The organism is Spirillospora sp. NPDC127506, from assembly GCF_040302145.1.
Lineage (GTDB): Bacteria > Actinomycetota > Actinomycetes > Streptosporangiales > Streptosporangiaceae > Spirillospora.
Map to the genome: position 1 here is coordinate 1 of NZ_JBEORG010000067.1, position 22,929 is coordinate 22,929.

General features: G+C 72.8%; 20 protein-coding genes and 1 tRNA gene. 15 read left to right on the plus strand and 6 right to left on the minus strand.

Annotation, left to right across the window (positions count from 1 at the left end; translation table 11 throughout):
- A partial coding sequence (locus ABTW95_RS34015; protein WP_500228454.1) for a class I SAM-dependent methyltransferase occupies positions 1–529 on the minus strand: 529 nt, incomplete at its 3' end.
- 161 nt (positions 530–690) lie between these two features.
- On the opposite strand from ABTW95_RS34015, the gene mfd reads away from it, so the two are divergent.
- The 7 genes from mfd to ABTW95_RS34050 all read left to right on the plus strand — a co-directional run bounded on the left by mfd (position 691) and on the right by ABTW95_RS34050 (position 10,258).
- Positions 691–4,281, plus strand: a complete 3,591-nt coding sequence (gene mfd / locus ABTW95_RS34020; RefSeq protein ID WP_396448256.1) for a transcription-repair coupling factor — start codon at positions 691–693, stop codon at positions 4,279–4,281.
- 41 nt (positions 4,282–4,322) lie between these two features.
- Positions 4,323–4,979 carry a SurA N-terminal domain-containing protein gene (locus ABTW95_RS34025; RefSeq protein ID WP_396448258.1) on the plus strand — a complete coding sequence of 219 codons (657 nt, stop codon included), beginning with the start codon at positions 4,323–4,325 and terminating at the stop codon, positions 4,977–4,979.
- 5 nt (positions 4,980–4,984) lie between these two features.
- Positions 4,985–5,971, plus strand: coding sequence for a nucleoside triphosphate pyrophosphohydrolase (locus tag ABTW95_RS34030; protein ID WP_396448259.1), 987 nt, complete (start codon positions 4,985–4,987; stop codon positions 5,969–5,971).
- 97 nt (positions 5,972–6,068) lie between these two features.
- A complete protein-coding gene (locus ABTW95_RS34035; protein WP_396448260.1) occupies positions 6,069–8,504 on the plus strand; it encodes a penicillin-binding protein in 2,436 nt (811 codons plus the stop codon).
- A gap of 103 nt (positions 8,505–8,607) precedes the next feature.
- Positions 8,608–9,552 (plus strand): NADP-dependent oxidoreductase, encoded by a 945-nt coding sequence (locus tag ABTW95_RS34040; RefSeq protein ID WP_396448261.1) that lies wholly within the window; start codon positions 8,608–8,610, stop codon positions 9,550–9,552.
- 65 nt (positions 9,553–9,617) lie between these two features.
- Complete coding sequence (locus ABTW95_RS34045; protein WP_396448262.1) at positions 9,618–9,830, plus strand: hypothetical protein; 213 nt, start codon at positions 9,618–9,620, stop codon at positions 9,828–9,830.
- A 71-nt stretch (positions 9,831–9,901) separates the two neighbouring features.
- Entirely contained in the window at positions 9,902–10,258 is a 357-nt protein-coding gene (locus ABTW95_RS34050) for a tetratricopeptide repeat protein (RefSeq protein WP_500228455.1), read from the plus strand.
- A gap of 26 nt (positions 10,259–10,284) precedes the next feature.
- Here the strand turns inward: ABTW95_RS34050 and ABTW95_RS34055 are convergent, their stop codons facing one another.
- The gene (locus tag ABTW95_RS34055) at positions 10,285–11,538 is read right to left on the minus strand and encodes a sensor histidine kinase (RefSeq protein WP_500228456.1); all 1,254 of its coding nucleotides are present in this window, start codon (positions 11,536–11,538) and stop codon (positions 10,285–10,287) included.
- Between the two features lie 364 nt (positions 11,539–11,902).
- Between ABTW95_RS34055 and eno the strand changes: the two genes are divergently transcribed.
- The 4 genes from eno to ABTW95_RS34075 all read left to right on the plus strand — a co-directional run bounded on the left by eno (position 11,903) and on the right by ABTW95_RS34075 (position 15,265).
- Positions 11,903–13,186 carry a phosphopyruvate hydratase gene (gene eno / locus ABTW95_RS34060; RefSeq protein WP_396448266.1) on the plus strand — a complete coding sequence of 428 codons (1,284 nt, stop codon included), beginning with the start codon at positions 11,903–11,905 and terminating at the stop codon, positions 13,184–13,186.
- Positions 13,187–13,263: 77 nt separating this feature from the next.
- Positions 13,264–13,713, plus strand: a complete 450-nt coding sequence (locus ABTW95_RS34065) for an FtsB family cell division protein (RefSeq protein WP_500228457.1) — start codon at positions 13,264–13,266, stop codon at positions 13,711–13,713.
- Between the two features lie 17 nt (positions 13,714–13,730).
- Positions 13,731–14,321, plus strand: a complete 591-nt coding sequence (locus tag ABTW95_RS34070; protein WP_500228458.1) for a DUF501 domain-containing protein — start codon at positions 13,731–13,733, stop codon at positions 14,319–14,321.
- A complete protein-coding gene (locus ABTW95_RS34075; protein ID WP_396448269.1) occupies positions 14,318–15,265 on the plus strand; it encodes a Ppx/GppA phosphatase family protein in 948 nt (315 codons plus the stop codon). The genes ABTW95_RS34070 and ABTW95_RS34075 overlap by 4 nt, the downstream gene beginning before the upstream one ends.
- Before the next feature lie 18 nt (positions 15,266–15,283).
- Here ABTW95_RS34075 and ABTW95_RS34080 read toward each other — a convergent pair whose 3' ends face one another.
- Positions 15,284–16,054: a DUF2510 domain-containing protein gene (locus ABTW95_RS34080; RefSeq protein ID WP_396448270.1), complete on the minus strand. Its 771-nt coding sequence runs from the start codon at positions 16,052–16,054 to the stop codon at positions 15,284–15,286.
- Positions 16,055–16,204: 150 nt separating this feature from the next.
- Between ABTW95_RS34080 and ABTW95_RS34085 the strand changes: the two genes are divergently transcribed.
- Entirely contained in the window at positions 16,205–17,026 is an 822-nt protein-coding gene (locus tag ABTW95_RS34085) for a uracil-DNA glycosylase (protein WP_500228459.1), read from the plus strand.
- Here the strand turns inward: ABTW95_RS34085 and ABTW95_RS34090 are convergent.
- Complete coding sequence (locus tag ABTW95_RS34090) at positions 17,023–17,682, minus strand: DUF4232 domain-containing protein (protein WP_396448273.1); 660 nt, start codon at positions 17,680–17,682, stop codon at positions 17,023–17,025. The two genes, ABTW95_RS34085 and ABTW95_RS34090, sit on opposite strands and share 4 nt — an antisense overlap.
- Positions 17,683–17,997: 315 nt before the next feature.
- On the opposite strand from ABTW95_RS34090, the gene ABTW95_RS34095 reads away from it, so the two are divergent.
- The 3 genes from ABTW95_RS34095 to ABTW95_RS34105 all read left to right on the plus strand — a co-directional run bounded on the left by ABTW95_RS34095 (position 17,998) and on the right by ABTW95_RS34105 (position 20,811).
- Positions 17,998–19,302, plus strand: coding sequence for an NAD(P)/FAD-dependent oxidoreductase (locus ABTW95_RS34095; RefSeq protein WP_396448274.1), 1,305 nt, complete (start codon positions 17,998–18,000; stop codon positions 19,300–19,302).
- A 166-nt stretch (positions 19,303–19,468) separates the two neighbouring features.
- Positions 19,469–19,541 (plus strand) — tRNA-Leu (locus tag ABTW95_RS34100).
- A 451-nt stretch (positions 19,542–19,992) separates the two neighbouring features.
- On the plus strand, positions 19,993–20,811 hold the full coding sequence (locus ABTW95_RS34105; protein WP_396448275.1) for a Bax inhibitor-1/YccA family protein: 819 nt from the start codon (positions 19,993–19,995) through the stop codon (positions 20,809–20,811).
- A gap of 151 nt (positions 20,812–20,962) precedes the next feature.
- On the opposite strand, the gene ABTW95_RS34110 is transcribed toward ABTW95_RS34105, so the two are convergent.
- Both ABTW95_RS34110 and ABTW95_RS34115 read right to left on the minus strand, forming a co-directional pair.
- A complete protein-coding gene (locus ABTW95_RS34110) occupies positions 20,963–21,190 on the minus strand; it encodes a DUF4287 domain-containing protein (RefSeq protein WP_067799929.1) in 228 nt (75 codons plus the stop codon).
- Between the two features lie 188 nt (positions 21,191–21,378).
- Entirely contained in the window at positions 21,379–22,599 is a 1,221-nt protein-coding gene (locus tag ABTW95_RS34115; RefSeq protein WP_500228460.1) for an acetyl-CoA C-acetyltransferase, read from the minus strand.
- Positions 22,600–22,929 lie beyond the last annotated feature (330 nt).

The following is a 22,929-nucleotide window of genomic DNA, read 5'->3' on the forward strand; positions in this document are numbered from 1 at the left end:
GGTACGGCCCGCGGGCGTGCGCGCCCCGCGCCGCCCGCGGGCCGCCGCGGACGCCCCGGCCCGGGCGCGGCCGCCGGCGCCGCCCGGACGTCCGCAGCCACCGGGGCAGCGTGCGGTCGAGGAACCCGAACGCGGTGTTGCGGTCGCGCAGGTGCACCAGCAGCAGCCCGCCGGGTTTCAGCGCGGCGACGAACCGGTCGAGCACCAGCTCGGCGTGCGGCACCCGCTCGATCAGGTACGAGGCGTGCACGATGTCGAAGGCGCGCGGCGGCAGCGGCACCGTCCGCAGGTCGCCGAGGTGCCAGGTGTCGAGGTCGGGCCGCTCGCAGGTGTAGGCGCGCAGCTCCGGGGACTCCGCGTCGACGCCCGTGACGTGGCGGTCGTGGTCGCCGAGGTCCAGGCCCGTGCCCCAGCCGCAGCCCGCCTCCAGGATGTGGATCCGCTGCAGGGGCTTCTCTAGGGCGTACTGTCGGGCGCGTTCTGAGAAGAGATCGCCGTCGCTGACCGGCGGCGTACGCAGATCGGTCACAGTCTCGCAGCGTAATCGCCCGACTGCGCTCCGTCCGCTATTTGCGCATTCTCGGCGCGGCCGTGTCGCGTACCCTGGTACGCGGCACCGGGGTCCCGCAGGGGATTCCGGCCTTTCGGGCTGCCCTGCCACGGGGTTATTCGGCGATTGTGCGGGCGAATATGACGCTTTCTGGACTTGTTGACCTTGCGTGCACCGATCCGGGCCTGGAGCGCGCCCTCTCGCGGGCGCGCGCGGACCGGGAGGTGGTCGCGCCGGCCGCGCTGTGGCCGGTGCTCGCCGCCGCCCTGAGCCGCCGCCTGCGCGCGGACGGCGGGGGCGCGGTGCTCGCGGTGACCGCGACCGGCCGGGAGGCAGAGGACCTCACCGCCGCCCTGTCGAGCCTGCTCGACCCGGCCCGCGTCGCGCACTTCCCGGCCTGGGAGACGCTGCCGCACGAGAAGCTGTCGCCGCGTTCGGACACCGTCGGGCAGCGGCTCGCGGTGCTGCGCCGCCTCGTCCACCCGGACGCGGCCGGCCCGGAGGGCGACGGCAAGGGGGGCGAGCTGGACGTCGTGGTGACGCCGGTCCGGGCCGTCCTGCAGCCGATCGTCGCCGGGCTCGCCGACCTGGAGCCGGTGCGGCTGGTCTCCGGCGAGGACGCCGACATGGACGACGCCGTCCGCAGCCTGGTGGACGCCGGGTACCACCGCGTCGACCTGGTGGAGAAGCGCGGCGAGATCGCGGTGCGCGGCGGGATCCTGGACGTGTTCCCGCCCACCGAGGAGCACCCGCTGCGGGTGGAGTTCTGGGGCGACACCGTCGAGGAGATCCGCTACTTCAAGGCCGCCGACCAGCGCTCGCTGGAGGTGGCCCGGGACGGGCTGTGGGCGCCTCCGTGCCGGGAGCTGCCGCTCACGGAGAAGGTGCGCGAGCGCGCGAAGCTGCTCGCCGGGGAGCACCCGGCGCTGGAGGAGATCCTCGGCCGCATCGCCGACGGCGACACGGTCGAGGGCATGGAGGCGTTCTCGCCGGTCCTCGCCGACCGGATGGAGCTGCTGACCGATCTGCTGCCGGACGGTTCGGCGCTGCTCGTGTGCGAGCCGGAGCGGATCCGCACCCGGTCGGCGGAGCTGGTCCGGACGAGCCAGGAGTTCCTGGAGGCGAGCTGGGTCAACGCCGCCGCCGGGGGCGAGGCGCCGATCGACCTCGGCGCCGCCGCGTTCCGCTCGCTGGAGGAGGTCCGCGCGCACAGCACCGAGCTGGGCCTGCCGCGCTGGAGCGTGACCGCGCTCACCCCCATGGCGGCGGGCGCGGAGGCCGCGGAGGGGCCGTCCCCGCTGGACGGCGGGGCGCTGGACGACGGGGTGGAGGCGCTGAACCTCGGGGCCGCGCCGGCGGAGGCGTACCGGGGCGACACGTCCCGGGTCGTCGGCGATCTGAAGGGCTGGATCGACGGCGGCTGGCGCGTCGTGATGGTCACCGCCGGGCACGGCCCCGCCGAGCGGCTCGTCCAGCTCGTCGGGGAGCAGGGGATCGGCGCGCGGCGCGCCGACCTCGCCGGGCCGCCCGCCCCGTCGGTGGTGACGGTGGCGACCGGGCTGCTGGAGAACGGGTTCACCTGGGAGTCGATCAAGCTCGCGGTGCTGACCGAGACCGACCTGTCCGGGCAGCGGTCGTCCACCAGGGACGCCCGCCGGATGCCGTCGCGGCGGCGCGGCGGGATCGACCCGCTGCAGCTCAGGGCCGGCGACTACGTGGTGCACGAGCAGCACGGCGTCGGCCGGTACGTGGAGATGGTCAGCCGGACGGTGCAGGGCGCCACCCGCGAGTACCTGATCCTGGAGTATGCGAGGGGCGACCGGCTGTTCGTCCCGACCGACCAGCTGGAGGAGCTGACCCGGTACGTCGGCGGGGAGGCGCCCAGCCTGCACCGGCTCGGCGGCGCCGACTGGCAGAAGGCCAAGTCGCGGGCCCGCAAGGCGGTCAAGCAGATCGCGGGGGAGCTGATCCGGCTGTACTCGGCGCGGATGGCGAGCCCCGGGCACGCGTTCGCGCCCGACACCCCGTGGCAGCGGGAGCTGGAGGACGCGTTCCCCTACACCGAGACGCCCGACCAGCTCGCCGCGATCGACGAGGTCAAGGCCGACATGGAGAAGCCCGTCCCGATGGACCGGCTGATCTGCGGCGACGTCGGCTACGGCAAGACCGAGATCGCGGTGCGGGCGGCGTTCAAGGCCGTCCAGGACGGGCGGCAGGTCGCGGTGCTGGTGCCGACGACGCTGCTCGTCCAGCAGCACATGTCGACGTTCAGCGAGCGGTTCGCGGCGTTCCCCGTCGTGGTGAAGCCGATCAGCCGGTTCCAGACCGACCGGGAGATCGAGGAGACGCTGCGCGGCCTGTCCGAGGGCAGCGTGGACGTCGTCGTCGGCACCCACCGGATCCTGTCGGCGCAGACCCGGTTCAAGGACCTCGGCCTCGTCGTCATCGACGAGGAGCAGCGGTTCGGCGTCGAGCACAAGGAGGAGCTGAAGCGGCTCCGGACTCAGGTGGACGTGCTCGCCATGTCCGCGACGCCGATCCCGCGCACGCTGGAGATGGGCCTCACCGGCATCCGGGAGATGTCGACGATCCTCACGCCGCCGGAGGAGCGGCACCCCGTCCTGACGTTCGTCGGGCCGTACGAGGAGAAGCAGATCGCCGCCGCCATCCGCCGCGAGCTGCTGCGCGAGGGCCAGGTGTTCTTCGTGCACAACCGGGTCCGCTCGATCAACAAGGTCGCGGCGAACCTGGCGCGGCTCGTCCCGGAGGCGCGGATCGCGGTCGCGCACGGGCAGATGAACGAGAACGAGCTCGAAAAGGTCATGGTCGACTTCTGGGAGAAGAACTACGACGTCCTCGTCGCGACCACGATCGTCGAGTCCGGCCTGGACGTCCCGAACGCCAACACCCTGATCGTCGACCGGGCCGATATGTACGGGCTGTCGCAGCTCCACCAGCTGCGCGGGCGCGTCGGGCGCGGCCGGGAGCGCGCCTACGCCTACTTCCTGTACCAGCCGGAGCAGCCGCTGACCGAGACCGCGCACGAGCGGCTCGCGACCCTCGCCCAGCACACCGAGGTCGGCGCCGGCATGTACGTGGCGATGAAGGACCTGGAGATCCGCGGCGCGGGCAACATCCTCGGCGCGGAGCAGTCCGGGCACGTCGCGGGCGTCGGGTTCGACCTGTACGTGCGGATGGTCGGCGAGGCGGTCCGGGAGCTGAAGGACGGCGGCGCCGCCGAGGCCGAGGCCGTGGAGACGAAGGTCGAGCTGCCCGTCGACGCGCACCTGCCGCACGAGTACGTGCCGGGCGAGCGGCTCCGGCTGGACGCCTACCGCCGCATCGCCGCGATCACGTCCGACGACGAGATCGCCGCCGTGCACGACGAGCTGAAGGACCGGTTCGGCCCGCTGCCCGTCCCGGTGCTGAACCTCCTCGAAGTGGCCCGGTTCCGGGCGAAGGCGCGCATGGCCGGGCTCACCGACGTCACCCTCCAGGGCAACTTCGTCAAGTTCACGCCTGTGCGGCTGCCGGACTCCAAGCAGGTGAGGCTGCAGCGGCTGTATCCGAAGAGCATCCTGAAGCCGGCCACCGACACCCTGCTCGTCCCCACGCCGAAGACCGCGCCGATCGGCGGCCGGCCGCTGCGCGACCAGGAGCTGCTGAAGTGGGCGACCGGGCTGGTCGAGGCGCTGTTCCTGGAAACGGCGACCGCGTCCGGCAGGCGGTAGCCTGAGCCGACCCCAGAGATCCATGACGAGACGAGGATTCCGTGCCTGGTAAGTCCGTGAAGGCGGCGGTGGCGGTCGTGCTGGCGGCCGGCGCGCTGGCCGGCTGCGGCGGCTCCCCGAAGGTCGGCACCGCCGCCCTCGTCGGCGACGACCGCATCACCACCAACGAGCTCACCCGGACCGTCCGCGACCAGGAGGCCCAGTTCAAGGCGGACCCGGTGGCCAAGAACCTGCTCGGCAACCAGCAGATCCGGGTGCCGCGCTTCGTGCCCGACGACGAGTACGGCGTGCGGGGCTCCCTGATGATGCTGATCAACCTGCGTGTCGTCGACGAAGCGGCGAAGCAGGCCGGCGTCGACGTCACCGGCGGTCAGGTGGACTCGATGGTGGAGGCCCTGAACCGCGGTGGCGGCGCCGGGTCGATCACGCTGCTGAACGCGCTGCCCCGCGAGCGCACCCGCGACTTCGCGCGCTTCCTCATCACCCAGCCCGCCGTCATGCAGCGGCTCGGCGCGGATCTGGAGAACCCGCTGAGCCCGGCGACGCAGCAGGCCGGCCAGAGGTGGACCGAGCTGCTCAGGCACACCGCCGAGGACATGGACATCGAGGTCAACCCGCGCTACGGGACCTACGACCCGGGCAAGGTCGAGGTCGGCCCGATCACCTACCGGCTGTCCAGCCCCGACTCGGGTATCTGAGGCGCATGGCCCTGACACTGCTCGCGACCACGCACCGGGTCGCGCCGGGGCTGCTGACGTGGCGGGCGTGGGACGCGCTCCGGTCGGCCGCCTCCGTCCGGCTCCGCGACGGCCACCCGCTGCTGCCCTCGCTCCGCGACGCCGGGATCGCCGCGGAGACGGTCGGGGAGCCCGACGCCGCCCGGCTGGTGGCCGACGCCCGGGCCGCGGCCCCGGACGCCGCCGTCGTGTGGGTGGCCGCGCCCGAGGGCGACGAGGAGCTGATGCGCGAGATCGGCGCGCTGGTCGTCGACGACCCGCTGGACGTCGAGGTGCTGCACGGCTCCTATGACCTGCCGGGCGCGCGGCTGCTCGACCTCGTGTCGGTCATGGACACGCTGCGGCGCGAATGCCCCTGGGACCGCAAGCAGACGCACGTCACGCTCGTCCCGTACCTGCTGGAGGAGGCGTACGAGGTCCTCGACACGATCGAGTCGGGCGACTACGGCGCGCTCCGCGAGGAGCTCGGCGACGTGCTGATGCAGGTGGCGTTCCACTCGGCGGTGGCCGCCGAGCGCGACGACGAGACGGCGTTCACCATCGACGACGTGGCGGGCGCGATCGTGGAGAAGCTCGTCCGCCGCCACCCGCACGTGTTCGGCGACGTGACCGTCTCCGGCGCCGACGAGGTCAACGCCAACTGGGAGCAGATCAAGGCGGCGGAGCGGGCGGCGAAGAGCGGCGCCGAGGCGTCCGCTCTCGACGGCGTCCCGATGGGGCAGCCGGCGCTGTCGCTGGCCGCGCAGCTCCAGCGCCGCGCCCGGCGGATGGAGGCCCCGGCCGGCCTGGCGGACGGTCTCGCGGGCGGCGGGGACGACCTCGGGGAGCGGCTGTTCGCGCTCGTCCGGGAGGCCGTGGAGCGGGGAGTCGACCCGGAGGCCGAGTTGCGCGCCGTTTCCCGGGTATTCCGCGATCGTGTCCGAGCGTGGGAACGGCGGCGGCAGCACGCCTGAATCGCGGGGAATCTACCGGAACATCATCGATAGGGTGGTCCGGCCGCGAAGGCGCGTTTACTCTAAGCGCGTGCCAGCCGGGGCTGATGGTGACCCAGTGAACCGCGACGTACGGGGCGGTGCCTCCGGCCCGCCGCGTCGTCCCCGCCGGATCTTCACCACCGCCACGACCCGCGGCGAGAAGGCCCGCGCGCTGCGCGGGCTGGGCGCGCTCGGCGGCCTCGCCGGCGTCCTCGTCGCGCTGATGCTGCTGCCGGTCGCCTGCACGGCCGGCGTCGGCGCCCGCGACACGGCCCGCTGGTTCGACAGCGAGCCGGTGAACCTGACGACCTCCGGCGTCCCGCAGCGCTCCACGATCCTCGCCGCGGACGGGTCGAAGATCGCGACGTTCTTCTACCAGAACCGGGTGGACGTCCCGCTCGACAAGATCGCGCCGGTCGCGCGGCAGGCGGTGCTCGCGATCGAGGACAGCCGGTTCTACGAGCACGGCGCCATCGACCTGCAGGGCACGCTGCGCGCCCTCGCCAGCAACCTCAGCAGCGGCGAGGTCACCCAGGGCGGCTCGGGCATCACCCAGCAGTACGTGAAGAACCTGCTGCTCACCCAGGCCGACAGCGACGAGGAGCGGCAGGCGGCCACCGCGGTCACCACCGCCCGGAAGGTGCGCGAGCTGCGGTACGCGGTCGCGGTCGAGGAGAAGTACAGCAAGGACGAGATCCTGCGCCGCTACCTCAACATCGCCTACTACGGCGACGGCGCCTACGGCATCGAGGCCGCGTCCCGGCACTACTTCTCCAAGCACGCGTCCGAGCTGACCCTCCCCGAGGCGGCGCTGCTCGCCGGCGTCATCCGCTACCCCTACGCCTACGATCCGACGCGGCATCCCGGCGAGGCGCGCAAGCGCCGCGACACCGTCCTCGACCGGATGGCCGAGCTCGGCTGGGTCGACCCGGCCGAGGCGGCGGAGGCCAAGCGCAAGCCCATCGACCTGAAGATCGACAACATCCGCAGCGGGTGCGTGTCCAGCAAGGCGCCGTTCTTCTGCGACTACGTGCAGCGCGAGATCCTCACCAACCCGGTGTTCGGCAAGACGGCGAAGGACCGCGAGAAGCTGCTCAAGCGCGGCGGCCTCACGATCCGCACCACCATGGACCCGCGCGCGCAGAAGGCCGCGCAGAAGGCCGTGAACCGGCACGTCCCGCCGAAGAACTCCGCGCACAAGGCCGCCGCCGAGGCGATGGTCGAGCCCGGCACCGGCGAGATCAAGGCGATGGTCGTGGACCGCGAGCTCGGCCCCGACAAGGAGCGCGGCAAGACCTGGATCAACTTCGCCGCGGACGCCAGCCACGGGTCGAGCATCGGCATGCAGGCCGGGTCGACGTTCAAGGCGTTCACGCTGGCCGCCGCGCTCGACGAGGGCATGCCGTTCGGCACCCGGCTGATGGCGCCGCGGGAGTTCACCCCCGTCGGCTTCCGCAACTGCGACGGCGACAAGGTCGGGGACCCCACCGCGTCCCTGCGCAACGCCGCCGACGGCGAGGGCGGCAAGGAGTTCAGCCTCGTCACCGGCACGCACCACTCGGTCAACACCTTCTTCCTCGCGCTGGAGAAGGAGGTCGGCCTCTGCGACACCGTCAGGATGGCCGAGCGGCTCGGGATGAAGCAGGCCAGCGGCAAGCCGCTGGAGGAGTACCCGTCCTTCACGCTCGGCTTCAACCCGGTGTCCCCGCTCCGGCTCGCCGCCGCCTACGCCGCGTTCGGCGCCCGCGGCGAGTACTGCAAGCCGATCGCGATCACCTCGATCAAGGACGCGTCCGGGCACCGGCTGAAGGTGCCGGGGCGCGACTGCGAGCAGGCGATCGACGAGGGCGTCGCGGACGCCGTCAACTACGTGCTGCGGGGCGTCCTCACCAAGGGCACGGCGCGCGGCATGGGCATCGGCCGCCCCGCCGCCGGCAAGACCGGCACCGTCGACAACTTCTCCGCCGCCTGGTTCGCCGGGTACACCCCGGACCTGGCGGCGGCCGTCTGGGTCGGCGACCCGCGCGGCGGCTACCGGCACCCGATGCGCAACCTCTGCATGGACGGCACCTGCTACGGGGCCGTGTTCGGCGCGACGATCCCCGCGCCGATCTGGCAGCAGAGCATGAGCGGGGCGCTGCGCGGCACGCGGGCGTCGTCGTTCCACCGGCCGCCGTCGTTCTACTTCAGCAAGGGGTCCGGCGAGGACCGGGCGAAGGTGCCCGACGTGCGGGGCATGAAGCTCGGCGACGCCGTCGACAAGCTGCGCGACGCGGGATTCACGACCAACGTCGGCGCGCAGGTCGCGTCCGACCGGTACCGGAAGGGCACGGTCGCCGAGATGTCCCCCGGGCCGGGCTCGGCCGAGCCCGGCTCGACCATCACGCTGCGGGTCAGCAAGGGCCCGAAGAAGCGCGACGGCGGCGGCCGCCCGGGGCCGGGCGGGCCGCGGACACCGCCGCCGGCGACGATCCCGCCGCCCGGCGGCCCCGGCCAGGAGGCGCCCGCCTGAGGGCGGCGGGCGAGATGACCCGTCCGGCCTGCGGGTCCGTGTGATCGCGCCGCGACCGGGTAGGTCACCCCCGCATGCGATCCGATCGGGGGGACGGTCCTTCATGCGAGCCATCGCCGTGTCCGAGTACGGCGCCACACCGGCGCTGACGAACCTGCCGCGCCCGGAGCCCGGGCCCGGGGAGATCCTGGTGAGAATGGTCGCGGCGGGCCTCAACCCGCTCGACTGGAAGATCGCCGACGGCATGCTCAAGGACTCCGTCGACGTCCCGTTCCCGCTGATCCTGGGCCGGGACGGCGCCGGCGTCGTCGACGAGGTCGGCGAGGGCGTGACCCGGCTGCGGCACGGCGAGCAGGTCTACGGGGTCTTCTCGCACCCCGAGCGCGGCCTCGGCAGCTACGCCGAGTACGCGATCGCCCGCGACGACGGGCCGGTCGCGAAGATGCCCGACGGCATGATCTACACGCAGGCGGCGGCCGTGCCGACCGCGAGCGCGACCGCGCTCGCCCTGGTGGACGAGGCCCGCGTCGACACCGGGCAGACCGTCCTCGTCGTGGGCGCGACCGGCGGCGTCGGGCAGAGCGCGGTGCAGCTCGCGTCCCGCGCCGGCGCCAAGGTCATCGCGACGGCCCGCGACGACATGGCCGGCACCATGCGGCTCCTCGGCGCGGACGAGACCGTCGACCACTCCAGGGGCGACCTGAACGGGCAGGTGCTCGCCGTCCACTCCGAGGGGATCGACGCCGTCCTCGACATGGTCAGCGACGCCACCGCGGCCGAGCACATCGCGCAACTGCTGCGTCCCGGCGGGACCTACATCAGCACCGTGCATTCGGTGAACCCCGACGCGATGGAGGCCAGGGAGCTGCGCGGCGTCAACTACGAGGGCGAGCCCACCGCGGCCCTGCTGGAGCGGCTGTCGGACCTCATCGACGCGGGCGCGCTCCGCGTCCACCTCGAACGCGAGGTGCCGCTCGCCGAGGCCGCCGACGCCCTCGCCGCCAACCGCGCGGGCGGCGCCCGCGGCAAGACCGTGATCCGCATCTGACCGCGGGGACGTGAGGACGCGCCCACCGTGGGCATGCAGAAGCCGTACCCGACGGGGAGGACGAGATGAACCAGCCCGAAGAGGAGCGGCGCGCCAGGCTCCGCGAGATCGACGAGTCCCTCGAACGGCTCCGCGCCGACCTTCCCGACCCGCCCTCCGATGCCGGCGACATGGTCGACTCCGGGCAGTACCTGGCCCAGCGGGAGGAGCTGGCGGGCCAGATCGAGCTGCTGGAGGCCGAGCGCGAACGCCTCCGCGAGTCCCTCGGCCTCACCTGACCCGGGGGAACAAACCCCGCCGCTCCCCGGTTGCGGGTGTGTCATCGCCATGGGACCGAGGGGAGGCGGGGATGACCACCTACGAGGAGTTCGAGCGCGCGACGCTGTTCTTCGACGCCAAGGACTACGCGGGCGCGGCCCGCCTGCTGGCCCCGATCGCCGAGGCCGACCCGGGCAACCGCGCCGCCGCGGAGCTGCTGGCCCGCGCCTACTTCCACAGCGCCCAGCTGGGCCGCGCCGAGGCGGCCTTCCGCCGCCTCGTCGACCTGGACCCCTGCAACGGCTGGGCGCACGAGGCCCTGGCCCGCACCCTGGAGCGCCGGGGCCGGGCGGACGAGGCGGGCGCGTTCCGCAAGCTCGCCCGCGCGATGGGCGTCGACCCCGCGCCCGGCGCCGAGGTCTCCGTCACCGCCGCCGACCTGCACTGACGCCGGTCACCCGCGCCGTGCACGGGTCAGGAGCGGGGGAGGCGGAGGACGAAGCGGGCGCCGGGGCGGCCGTCGGCGCGGTCGGTGAGGACCAGCGAGCCGCCGTGCGCGATGGCGATGTCCCGGGAGATCGCGAGACCGAGGCCGGTGCCGCCCGCGTCGCGGTGCCGGCCCTCGGCCAGCCGGGTGAACCGCTCGAACACCCGCTCGCGGTCCTCCGGCGCGATGCCCGGTCCGTCGTCGATCACCTCGACGACGGCGGTCGCGGGCGCCTCCGTGCGCAGGATCATGGTGACCTCGGCGGACGCGTGCCGGTCGGCGTTGTCGAGCAGGTTGGTGAGCAGCCGGGCCAGCTCGCTGCGGCTCCCCGGCACCGTCACCGACCCCTCCGACAGGACCGTCACCTGGGTGCGCCGCGGGCGGCGCAGCACCTCCGCGTCCGCCAGCTCGGTCAGGTCCACCGCCTCGCGCTCGAAGTTGCGGTCGGCCTCCAGCCGCGCCAGCGCCAGCAGGTCGTCCACCACCGCCGCCAGGCGCTCGGTGTTCTCCATGACGGCCCGCAGCGTCTCCGCCACGTCGGCGTCCTCGGGCGCCGCCAGCGCCAGCTCCACCTCCATCCGCAGCGCGGTGAGCGGGCTGCGCAGCTCGTGCCCCACGTCGGTGACGAACGCGCGCTGCCGCGCGACCGCCTCCTCCAGCCGGTCGAGGGTCGCGTTCACGCTCTCGGCGAGCAGCCCCACCTCGTCGCGGTGGGACGGCACCGGCACCCGGCGCTCCAGGTCGGTGGCGGTGATCTCGTCCAGCTCCCGGCGGATCTCGTCGACCGGCCGCATCGTCCGGTTCGCCGAAAGCCACGTCCCGTAGCCGACCAGGCCGGTGATGAACGGGATGGTCAGCGCGAGCAGCGCCGCAGTCGTCGGGCGCGGCACCGGCCCCGGCTCCGGGGCCAGCGCGATGATGAAGAGCGCGTTCGAGCCGAAGCCCACCTGGTACTCGACCGCCATGAAGCAGCCGTCCTTCGACGGACCGACGCCGCAGGCGGTGCCGCTGCGGCGGGTCTCGTTCTTGGGCGGCGGGGGGAAGTCCGCGGCGGGGCGCCCCTGCAGCGCCGGGGTGGCCGCGATCACGCGCCTCCGGCGGTCGATGACCTGGATCAGATCTTCCGGGGCCGCCGGCAGGGGGTTCCTCAGCCGGCCGGTCTGGATGACGAACACGATCCGGTTCGCCTGGCGGCCCAGCGTCTCCTTGGTCGTGTCGACCTCGTCCTGCCTGATCAGCACGAGCAGGGCAGCCCACAGCCCGGTCGACAGCAGCAGGGCCAGCAGGACCGACGCCAGCGTGACCCGGGTCCTGATTTGCGGGTGACGCAGGACGGCCCGCCAGATCCAATGGCTCGGCCCTCTGGACGGCCGGTGGAGCCGGACACGTATGGCGACCTCCCGGGTATGTATCTGCCAGTACCCGTGATTCCTTGCCTGAACGGGGCAAACGCCACCGTGGCGGACGGGTAAAACCCGGTCATGCCGGGGGGACTTCGTCGTGGCCGGTCCGATATGAGAACGGCGAGCCCGTTGGTCCGCGCGGGGGGCGCGCGGATAGGCTCGGTGATCGCACCAGACCATCAGCATCCTCAGGGGGTTCCCCGTGTCGTCGATCGAGGCCGTACTCGCCCGGGAGATCCTTGACTCCCGCGGCAATCCGACCGTCGAGGTCGAGGTCCTGCTCGCCGATGGGACCGAGGCGCACGCCGCCGTGCCGAGCGGCGCGTCCACCGGCCAGTTCGAGGCCGTCGAACTGCGCGACGGCGGGGAGCGCTACGGCGGCAAGGGCGTCCGCAACGCGGTCAAGGCCGTCAACGAGACGATCGACGAGAAGCTCGTCGGCTACCCGGCGTCCGACCAGCGGCTGATCGACCAGCTCCTGGTCGACCTGGACGGCACCCCGGCCAAGTCCGCGCTCGGCGCCAACGCGATCCTCGGCGTCAGCCTCGCCGTCGCCAAGGCCGCCGCCGACTCCGCCGGGCTCCCGCTGTTCCGGTACGTGGGCGGCCCGAACGCGCACCTGCTGCCCGTCCCGATGATGAACATCCTGAACGGCGGCGCGCACGCCGACACCAACGTCGACGTCCAGGAGTTCATGATCGCGCCGATCGGCGCGGCCACCTTCGCCGAGGCGCTGCGCTGGGGGGCCGAGACCTACCACGCGCTGAAGTCGGTGCTGAAGTCGCGCGGCCTGAACACCGGCCTCGGCGACGAGGGCGGCTTCGCGCCCGACCTGCCGAGCAACCGGGACGCGCTCGACCTGATCATGGAGGCGATCCGCAAGGCCGGCTTCACCCCCGGCCGCGACATCGCGCTCGCCCTGGACGTCGCCGCCACCGAGTTCCACGCCGACGGGCAGTACGCGTTCGAGGGCACCAAGCGGTCCGCCGACGACATGGCCGCCTACTACGGCGAGCTGCTCGGCAGCTACCCGCTCGTCTCCATCGAGGACCCGCTCGACGAGGAGGACTGGGCCGGCTGGGAGGGCCTCACCGCCGCCGTCGGCGACCGCGTCCAGCTCGTCGGCGACGACCTGTTCGTCACCAACCCCGAGCGGCTCGCCCGCGGCATCAAGGCCGGCGCCGCGAACGCGCTGCTGGTCAAGGTCAACCAGATCGGCACGCTCAGCGAGACCCTCGACGCCGTCTCGCTCGCGCAGACCAGCGGCTACAGGTGCATGATGAGCCACCGGTCCGGCGAGACCGAGGACACCACGATCGCCGACCTGGCCGTCGCCACCAACTGCGGCCAGATCAAGACCGGCGCGCCGGCCCGCAGCGACCGCGTCGCCAAGTACAACCAGCTGCTGCGCATCGAGGAGCTGCTGGACGACGCCGCGCGCTACGCCGGCGCCGCCGCGTTCCCGCGCTTCGACGCGCGGGGCTGAGCAGGGCCCGCGACCCGGCGGGCGGGGCCGCGTCCCGCCGCCGGGTCCGGGCGGCCGAGCCGGAGGCAGGGGGCACGATGCCGCAGGACGACGACCACGCCGCCGACGACCGCGCCGGCGAGCACGGGACCGGCGGCCACGGGGCCCGCCGCGGCAACCCGGCGCTGACCAGCCGGGCCGCCATCCTCGCGGTCGTGGTGTGCGCGATCGCGCTGAGCCTCGCCTACCCCGTCCGCGAGTACATCGCCCAGCGCAAGGAGATCGCCGACCTGCGGCACAAGGAGGCGGTGGCCCGCCGGCAGGTCGACGAACTCCTCCAGCGCAAGCAGCAACTTGGTGACAAGTCGTACATTGAGCGGGAGGCCACACGCAGGCTTCATTATTGTCGTCCTGACGTAAAGTGCTACATCGTGCTCGACGGCAGTGGGGGAGAGGGCCGGCAGACGCAGCGGGGCGGGCCGCCCAGCAGGCCGCCCTGGTACGAGACGCTGTGGCGATCGGTGGAGGCCGCCGACCGGCCGCGCTGAATCGCGGGTGGGGACAGATGATCGAAGCAGGTGACACGGCCGCCGTCGCGGCCCAGCTCGGGCGGGAGCCGCGCGGCGTCCGCGCGGTGGCGAGCCGCTGCCCGTGCGGGCTGCCCGCGGTGATCGAGACCGCGCCGCGGCTGCCGGACGGGACGCCGTTCCCCACGCTGTTCTACCTGACGTGCCCGAAGGCCGCCTCCGCCATCGGCACGCTGGAGGGCAGCGGCGCCATGCGCGATATGCAGGCCAGGCTCGCCGCCGACCCGTCCCTCAAGGAGGAGTACACCGCCGCCCACGAGGACTACCTGCGCCGCCGGGACGAGGCCGCCCGCGACGAGGGCGTCGAGCCGCTGCCCGCCGGCACGCAGAGCGCCGGCGGCATGCCCGAGCGCGTCAAGTGCCTGCACGCCCTCGTCGCGCACGAGCTGGCGGTGCCCGGCGTGAACCCGTTCGGCCGCGAGGCGCTGGAGGCACTGCCGGAATGGTGGCGGTCCGGCCCGTGCGTCGAGGTGCGGGACGTCCAGGTGCGGGACGTCCAGGCGCGGGACGTCCAGGGGCGGGACGCCGGGGCGCGGGGCGCCGATCTCGAACCAGGGGAGGACGAGTGACACGGGTCGCCGCCATCGACTGCGGAACGAACTCGGTCCGCCTGCTGATCGCCGACATCGAGCCCGGCGCCGGCGGCGGCCGGCTCACCGACGTCGAGCGCCGGATGGAGATCGTCCGGCTGGGCGAGGGCGTCGACGAGACCGGGCGGCTCGCGCCCGCCGCGCTGGAGCGCACCTTCACCGCGATGCGCGGCTACGCCGAGCTGATCGAGCGGCACGGCAGCGGCGCCGGGCACGGCCCGATCAAGACCCGGGTGGTGGCGACCAGCGCCACCCGCGACGCCGCGAACCGCAACGACTTCGTCCGCGGCGTCGTCGACATCTTCGGCGTCGTCCCCGAGGTGATCAGCGGGGACGAGGAGGCGGAGCTGTCGTTCACGGGCGCCACCCGCGAGCTGGCCGAACTGCGCCCCGCCCGCCCCTACCTGGTGGTCGACATCGGCGGCGGCTCCACCGAGTTCGTGCTCGGCAGCTCGTCGGCCGACGCGTCCCGGTCCATCGACATCGGCTGCGTGCGGATGACCGAGCGGCACCTGAAGGACGACCCGCCGTCGCCGCAGCAGATCTCCAATGCCGCCGCCGACATCGACGCGGCGCTCGCCGCCGTCCGGGAGCGGGTCCCGGTGGACGAGGCGCGCACCCTCGTCGGCCTCGCGGGCTCGGTCACCACCGTCGCCGGGATCGCGCTCGACCTGCCGGAGTACGACCCGTCCCGCATCCACCTGTCCCGGATCACCGCCACCCAGGTGCACGACGTGACGCGGCGGCTGCTGCACGCGACCCGCGCCGAGCGCGCCGGGATCGGCGTCATGCACCCGGGGCGCGTCGACGTGATCGGCGCGGGCGCGCTGATCCTGGACCGGATCATGCGGGAGTACGGGTTCGGCGCCGTCGTCGTCAGCGAGCACGACATCCTGGACGGCATCGCCTGGTCGCTGCTCTGAGCGGCCCGGCGGGGCAGGTCACTTCTTGAGCTGCGCGAGCAGGGCGGGGATCAGCACCGCGTTCGGGTTCTGCTGCGGGACGTAGAGGATCGGCGAGCTGCTGCTGGCCTGCTGGATCCAGACCCGGCCCCGGTCGACGGTCGCGCCGGAGATCGACGACCAGCTCAGCGACACCCGGTTGCCGCGCACGCCGCCCGGATGGACGGTGAGGCCCTGCGCCACGTCGACCGACTCGCCGGCCCGGACGCGCCGCGCCAGCTCCGCGACCAGCCGCTGCTCGGCGTGCTCCTGGCAGAGCTGGATCAGCCGCCCCCAGATGTGCTCGGGCTCCCCGTCCCGCGCGGGCACCGCGTCCGGCTCGATCACCACCTCGACGCGCGGGCCGCCGCGGAACGGGAACCGTCCCGCCTGGAAGATCCACTGCGTGCCGGGGCGGTGGCCGGAACCGGCCGGGCGTTCCGCCGCCCAGTACGCGACCCACTCCACCCGCGGCCAGGTGAGCGAGGCGCTGCCGTAGGCGACGAGCTGGTCGTCGGCGTACAGGGGGAGGCGCCGCACGTTCGCCTCCAGCGCCGGGACGGACGGGGTGCGGTCCCATGTCGGCCGCTGCACGGGGGCCGCGTACGTGGCCCCCGCCTCCTCGCGGGCGGGCTCCCGGAGCCGCTGCGGCGGCTGCAGCCGCGGCGGACGGTCCGGCTCGGGGTTGAGGCGCTCGGTCCAGTTCCGACCGTCCCACCAGCGCAGGCTCCCGGTGCCGTACGGATCGGGGTACCAGCCCGGTTGCGACACTCCTGCCTCCCGCTTCGCCCAATGGCAGTGCCGGACACCCGCCTCCCCGACCGGCGAACGCATCGTACCGACCGGGCACGCTCCGCACCCGCCATGGGCGGAACCCGGCCACTGCCCTGCCGGCTGGCGCGGCGTGGGACGATCGATGGTATGCCGACCGCCAACGCCCCGTTCGTCCCTCCCGGTTCCGGATGGCCGGAGGACCCCGCGGCGCCGGACACGCCCGTCGCGCACGGCACCGGCGAGGTCGTCGAGCTGGCCGCGAAGGCGCCCGACCTCGCCGAGCTGTGCGCCCGCCAGTCGGTGTGCCGCGCGTGCGACCGGCTCGTGGCGTGGCGCGAGAAGGTCGCCGTGCAGCGGCGCCGCGCGTTCGCGGACGAGGAGTACTGGGGCCGGCCCGTCGCCGGCTGGGGCGACCCGGAGCCGCGCGTCCTGATCGTCGGGCTGGCCCCGGCCGCGCACGGCGGCAACCGCACCGGCCGCATCTTCACCGGCGACCGGTCGGGTGACTGGCTGTTCGCGTCCCTGCACCGGGTGGGGCTCGCGGCGAAGCCGACCAGCGTCCGCGCGGGCGACGGGCAGCGGCTCATCGGCGCGCGGATGGCGGCGACGGTCCGCTGCGCGCCGCCCGACAACAAGCCGACGCCGCTGGAGCGGACGACCTGCCTGCCGTGGCTGGCCCGCGAGATCGAGCTGGTCGCGCCGAGCGTCCGCTGCATCGTGTGCCTCGGCGGGTTCGCCTGGCAGGGCGTGTGGCCGGCGCTGAAGCAGGCCGGATACGGGGTGCCGCGGCCGCGGCCGAAGTTCGGCCACGGCGCCGAGGCGTGGCTGACGCCGCCGCCCACGGCGGCCCGGCCCGAGCCGGTCCTGCTGCTGGGCTGCTACCACCCGAGCCAGCAGAACACCTTCACCGGCCGGGTCACCGAAGAGATGCTGGACACGGTCCTCGCCCGCGCCCGCGACCACCGCTAGCGGGGCACCGGGTTCGTGGTGACGGGCGTGAGGCGGATCTGGCCGTGCTGGCAGACCGCGCCGAACGTCCAGGTGGCGGCGATCTGCTCCGTGTCGTTGGGCGGGATCACCTTCAGCACGGTCGGCTCGGGCTCGCAGTCGGCGCCGTCCGTCTCGTCTCCGGCGGGGACGACCGCCCAGTGCAGCCGCTCGTAGGCGTGGCCGCCGTTGTAGACCGTGATCGTGTGCGCGGTGCCCTCGCGGATCACCTTCGTCGGGACGGCCCCCTCCGCGTCGGCCAGCTGGAGCCCCGACCAGCCGCCGGTCGTGCAGTGCTTCCCCGACTTGTTCGTGAGCACGAGCGTCGCGTAGCGGTTCCCCGCCGCGGCGCCGAGGTCGGTGAGCCGCGCGGTGAGCATCCCGCTGGTGCAGTGCGGGCGTTGCGGCGCCGCATGGCCGGTGCCGCCGGAGCCGGCGTTGCCTGAGGTGCCGCCGCCCGTCCCGCCGCCCGGCGAACCGGCTCCGCGGCTCGGGGCCGGTGAAGCGGCGGACGCGCCCGGCGCCGACGGCGCCGTGTTCGCGTTGGACGATGTGCCGGCGTGGGAGCTGGATGAGCAGCCGGCGAGCGCTGCGGTGATGGCGGCGGCGGTGAGCGTCCCCCAGATCAGTCGCGGCATGGTGCCTCCCCCGGTGAACGGCGATGGCGGGGCAGGGCCTTGGCCAAGCGGCCGGAGCGTGGAGACCGGCCCCTGTCCCGGTCCGCCGCCCGCGGCCGCTTGGCGCCCCCGTCCGGCCCTGACCCCGCCATCCGTTTTCTGGTGGTACATCCGGTGAGATGCCGGATGGGGCCATGAAGTTCGCGGCCCCGGCATGCGGGTATCGGCTCAGACATGCGATCTACATCAGTTCGGACCGGCGACCCTCCGGTCGCTTCGGGACGCGGCGGGGGACCGGCGAAGCGGATCCTGATCGTCGGCGGGGGATACGTCGGCATGTACACGGCCCTGCGCCTCCAGCGCAGACTCCGCCGTGAGCTGCGCAGCGGCGAGGTCGCCGTCACCGTCATCGATCCCCAGTCCTACATGACCTACCAGCCGTTCCTTCCCGAGGCGGCCGCGGGAAACCTCGAGCCGCGGCACGTGGTCGCGCCGCTGCGCACGGTCCTGAACCGCTGCCAGATCGTGAACGGTTTCGTGACGCGGATCGACCACGCGGCCAAACGCGTCACCATATGCCCCGCCGGGACCAGAACCGACCAGGTCGCGCCGCGCGACATCGAATACGACATCCTCGTCGTCGCGGTCGGCTCCATCTCCCGGACGCTGCCGATCCCGGGGCTCGCCGAATGCGGAATCGGCTTCAAGACCATTGAAGAGGCGATATTCCTCCGCAACCACGTCCTGCACCAGCTCGACATCGCCGCCGCCAACCCCGACGACGAGCAGGTCAGGAAACGGGCGCTGACGTTCGTGTTCGTCGGCGCCGGGTTCGCGGGCGTCGAGGCCATGGCCGAACTGGAGGACATGGCGCGCGACGCGTGCAAGTGGTACCCCACCATCGACGAGAGCGAAATGCGCTGGATGATGGTCGAGGCCACCGACCGGATCCTGCCCGAAGTGGGACCCGAGATGGGCCGCTGGACCGCCGACGCGCTGCGCCGCCGCGGCATCGAAGTCAAGATGAACACGCTGCTGAAATCCGCGGTGAAACGGCACATCGTGCTCAGCGACGGCGAGGAGTTCGACGCCGGCACCCTCGTCTGGACCGCCGGCGTGAAACCCCATCCCCTCGTCAAGGACAGCGACCTGCCCGTGGACGACAAGGGACGCCTCAAGGCGACCGCCGAACTGACCATCGAAGGGCTCCAGGACGTCTACGCCGCCGGCGACAACGCCGCCGTCCCCGACCTCAGCGGCAAAGGCGAGTTCACCGCGCCCAACGCCCAGCACGCCGTCCGCCAGGCCAAACGGCTCGGCGACAACATCGCGGCCGACCTGCGCGGCAGACCGCGAAAGCCGTACAAGCACGCCTACGTCGGCTCCGTCGCCAGCCTCGGCCTGCACAAGGGCGTCGCGAACGCCTACGGCATCCAGCTGCGCGGGTTCCCCGCGTGGTTCATGCACCGCACGTACCACCTGTCGCGGATGCCCACCGTCAACCGCAAGTTCCGGATCACCATGGACTGGACGCTCGCCTTCTTCTTCCGCCGCGAAATCGTCTCCCTGGCCGAACTGGAACGGCCGCGCCAGGAATTCGAACTCGCCGCCGGCCGGATGAAGGAGAACGTCACCACCTGAACCCGTCCGCCGAGGTGAACGGGGGTGGCCGGGCAACGGGGACCCGCCCGGCGGGACCCCGGGCGCGTCTTGACTCGCTCCTGTCGAACTGGCCGGACCCGGCCGACTCCCGCACCCCCGTGAAAGGACGCGCCGCCGGCGGCCCCTGACTCGATATGATGACGCCGCCCCTGTAGCCCAATGGCAGAGGCAGGCTCCCTAAAAGAGCCATTGTGTCGGTTCGAGTCCGACCAGGGGCACGCGCCGGGTCTCCATGCTCGTTGATCTTCGATCAACTTCGCCGGAGGCCCGCAGTGTTCGCCCAGGGGGGCGACCCCCTGGAACCCCCGGTGCAAGGGCTCCGCCCTTGCGGGCGCGCGGCGGGCGCCGTTGTTCGCTGATGTTCGATCGGCTTCGCCGGATTCTGCTGTGCTCGCTCAGGGGGCGACCCCCTGGAACCTTCGGCGCAAGGGCGGGTGCCTCGCGGGCGCCGTTGCTTGTTGATCTCCAATCGGCTTCGCCGGTGGACCGCAGTTCGGTCCCGTTGTGCGTTGGTGAGTGGTGGGCTGTTTGTGGGGGTTTGGCGTGTGGGGTCGGTCCGGGGGTCGTCGGTGGGGGCTCGGTCGCACGGGGTGGGTGGGATTCGGGCTGATCATGCGGGGGTTTCGCGTTTAGACTGGAGGGCCACGTCGGCCGAAAGTGGAGACTCTGATGGAGAGTAGAAACCCCGCGTTCCGGGGGAACGCCTTCGACCAGCGGGCCGGAGGTGCGGCTTACGGCGCACCCGGCTACGGTGCACAGCCCTACGGGGGGCCCGGGTACGCGGCGCCCGGGTACGGGTACGCGCCGCCGGCCACTCGACCGATGACCATGGACGACGTCGTCGTCCGCGGGTTCATGACCCTCGCCGTCCTGGTGCTCACCGCGGCGCTCGCGTGGGCGCTGGTGCCCGTCGAGCTCGCGGCCCCGGTCCTCGTCGTCGCGCTGATCGCGGAGATCGGGATCTGGGCGTTCATCACGTTCGGGCGCAAGGCGAACGCGCCGATGGTGCTGGCGTTCGCGGCCGTCTACGGGATCGTCGTCGGCATCGTCAGCCACGCCTACAACGACATCTACCACGGCGTCGTCTTCCAGGCCGTCATCGGGACCGCGCTCGCGTTCGGCGCCACGCTCGCCGTCTACGCGCTGCGCATCGTGCGGGTGACGCCGAAGTTCGCCAAGTTCGTCATCGCCGCGGGCTTCGCGCTCATCGGGCTGATGATCATCAACCTGCTGGTGCAGGTGTTCGGCGGCGACGAGGGCATCGGCATCCGCGACCCGGGCAGCCCGCTCGCCTACATCTTCAGCGTCGTCGCGATCCTCGTCGGCTGCTTCTTCCTGCTGCTGGACTTCGACGCCGTCGAGCAGGGCGTCCGCCACGGCGCGCCGGAGCAGTTCGCCTGGTACTGCGCGTTCGGGCTGGTGCTGAGCCTGGTGTGGATCTACCTGGAGATCCTGCGGCTGCTCAGCTACTTCAGCGGACGAGACTAGCCCAGACGAAGATCAGCCCCGCGCCCTCGGGGGTGCGGGGCTGATCCATGTGGGATCTCTGCGCCAGAGTCGTGGCGGCATGGCGGCACGACGGCGGGGGCATCCGTTGGCGGGATCCCACCGGGTCTGTATGAAGTTCGGAGGCGCGCGCTCAGTAGTGGCGCGCGCGGCGCGTCCGCTCGTGCTCGCGCACCAGCGCCGCGGCGTAGCCGTGCGAGAGGTTGTGCTCCTCGGCCAGCCAGGAGCTGCGTTCCTCGCAGCGGGTGAACGAAGGGCCGTTCTCGATGGCGGTGAACCACTCGGGGATGTCACGTCCTGTGACTTGCGGAATGCGGGCGATCAGCTTGCTGTGCGTCTCCGGCGAGTGGTTCAGTGACAATTGGCACCTCCAGGTCGCAGGGCTCTTCCTGCTGACTCTGCAACACCTCCTCGCATGTGACAAGACCCTAACGGGGACCTATCTTTTGCGTTACGTAGATCATTAATAACGGGGATATTCCCCGGAAACGTGCAGGTGGCCCGCCCGGCGCCGCCCGAGGGCGGTTCCGTGCGGGCCACCGCGGACCGTCAGGAGAGGCGCTCCAGCACCATCGCCATGCCCTGGCCGCCGCCCACGCACATCGTCTCCAGGCCGAACTGCTTGTCGTGGAACTTCAGCCCGTTGATGAGCGTGGAGGTGATGCGGGCGCCGGTCATGCCGAACGGGTGGCCGACCGCGATCGCGCCGCCGTTCACGTTCAGCTTGTCGTGGTCGATGCCGAGGTCCTCGGCGGACGGGAGCACCTGCGCCGCGAACGCCTCGTTGATCTCGACGAGGTCGATGTCGTCGATGGTCATGCCGGCCTTGGCGAGGGCCTTGCGGGACGCCTCCACCGGGCCCAGCCCCATGATCTCGGGGGACAGGCCGGTCACGCCGGTCGACACGATGCGGGCCAGCGGGGTGATGCCCAGCTCGGCGGCCTTGGTGTCGCTCATGACGATGACCGCGGCGGCGCCGTCGTTCAGCGGGCAGCAGTTGCCCGCGGTGACCGTCCCGTCCGGCCGGAACACCGGCTGGAGCTGCGACACCTTCTCGTAGGTGGTGCCGGGCCGGGGGCCGTCGTCCTTGGCCAGGACGCTGCCGTCCGGCAGCGTCACCGGGGTGATGTCCTTCTCCCAGAACCCGTTGGCGAGGGCCTTCTCGGCGAGGTTCTGCGAGCGGACGCCGAACTCGTCCTGCGCCTGGCGGGACACGCCGCGCATGCCGGCGACGTTCTCCGCGGTCTGCCCCATCGCGATGTAGATGTCGGGGAGCTTGCCGTCCTCGCGCGGGTCGTGCCACACCGGCGCGCCGCCCTCGCCCGCCTTCGCGGTGCGGGCCTGCGCGTCGGCGAACAGCGGGTTCTGCGTGTCGGGCAGCCCGTCGCTGCTGCCCTTGGCGAACCGGCTGACCGTCTCGACGCCGGCCGAGATGATCACGTCGGCCTCGCCCGCCTTGATCGCGTGGAACGCCATGCGGGTCGTCTGCAGCGACGACGAGCAGTACCGGGTGATCGTGGCGCCCGGCACGTTGTCCCAGCCGAGCAGGACGGACACGACCCGCGCCATGTTGTAGCCCTGCTCGCCGCCGGGCAGGCCGCAGCCGAGCAGCAGGTCGTCGATCTGGTCGGGGCCGAGCTGCGGGACCTTCGCCATCGCGGCGGTGACCATCTGGACGGTGAGGTCGTCGGGCCGCATGTCCTTGAGCGAACCCTTGAAGGCGCGGCCGATCGGCGAGCGCGCGGTGGCGACGATGACTGCTTCGGGCATGGCGGGTCTCCTGTCTCAGCGGCCGAATGTCCAACTTACTCACCGGTCACCTGGCCAATCTAGCCGCCGGAGCCCGGCCCGTACACGCCGACCCCCCGGCTTTATCGACGGCGAGTCTAATAAGTGTCGACTTACTGACCTGCGCGGAGTCCCGATTCCCTGGTGACGGCCGCCTCATGCGTCCGGGACGCGGGGAGGCCGACGCTGGAATCCGCGTCGCCGGCCGGGCCGCCGCAAGCGCGGGCGGCGAACTACGCCGGCCGCCCCAGCCTGCTGACCGAGGCGAAGCGCTTCGCCGAGCACGCGGGCGGCGCCCGGGTGCTGCTCAAG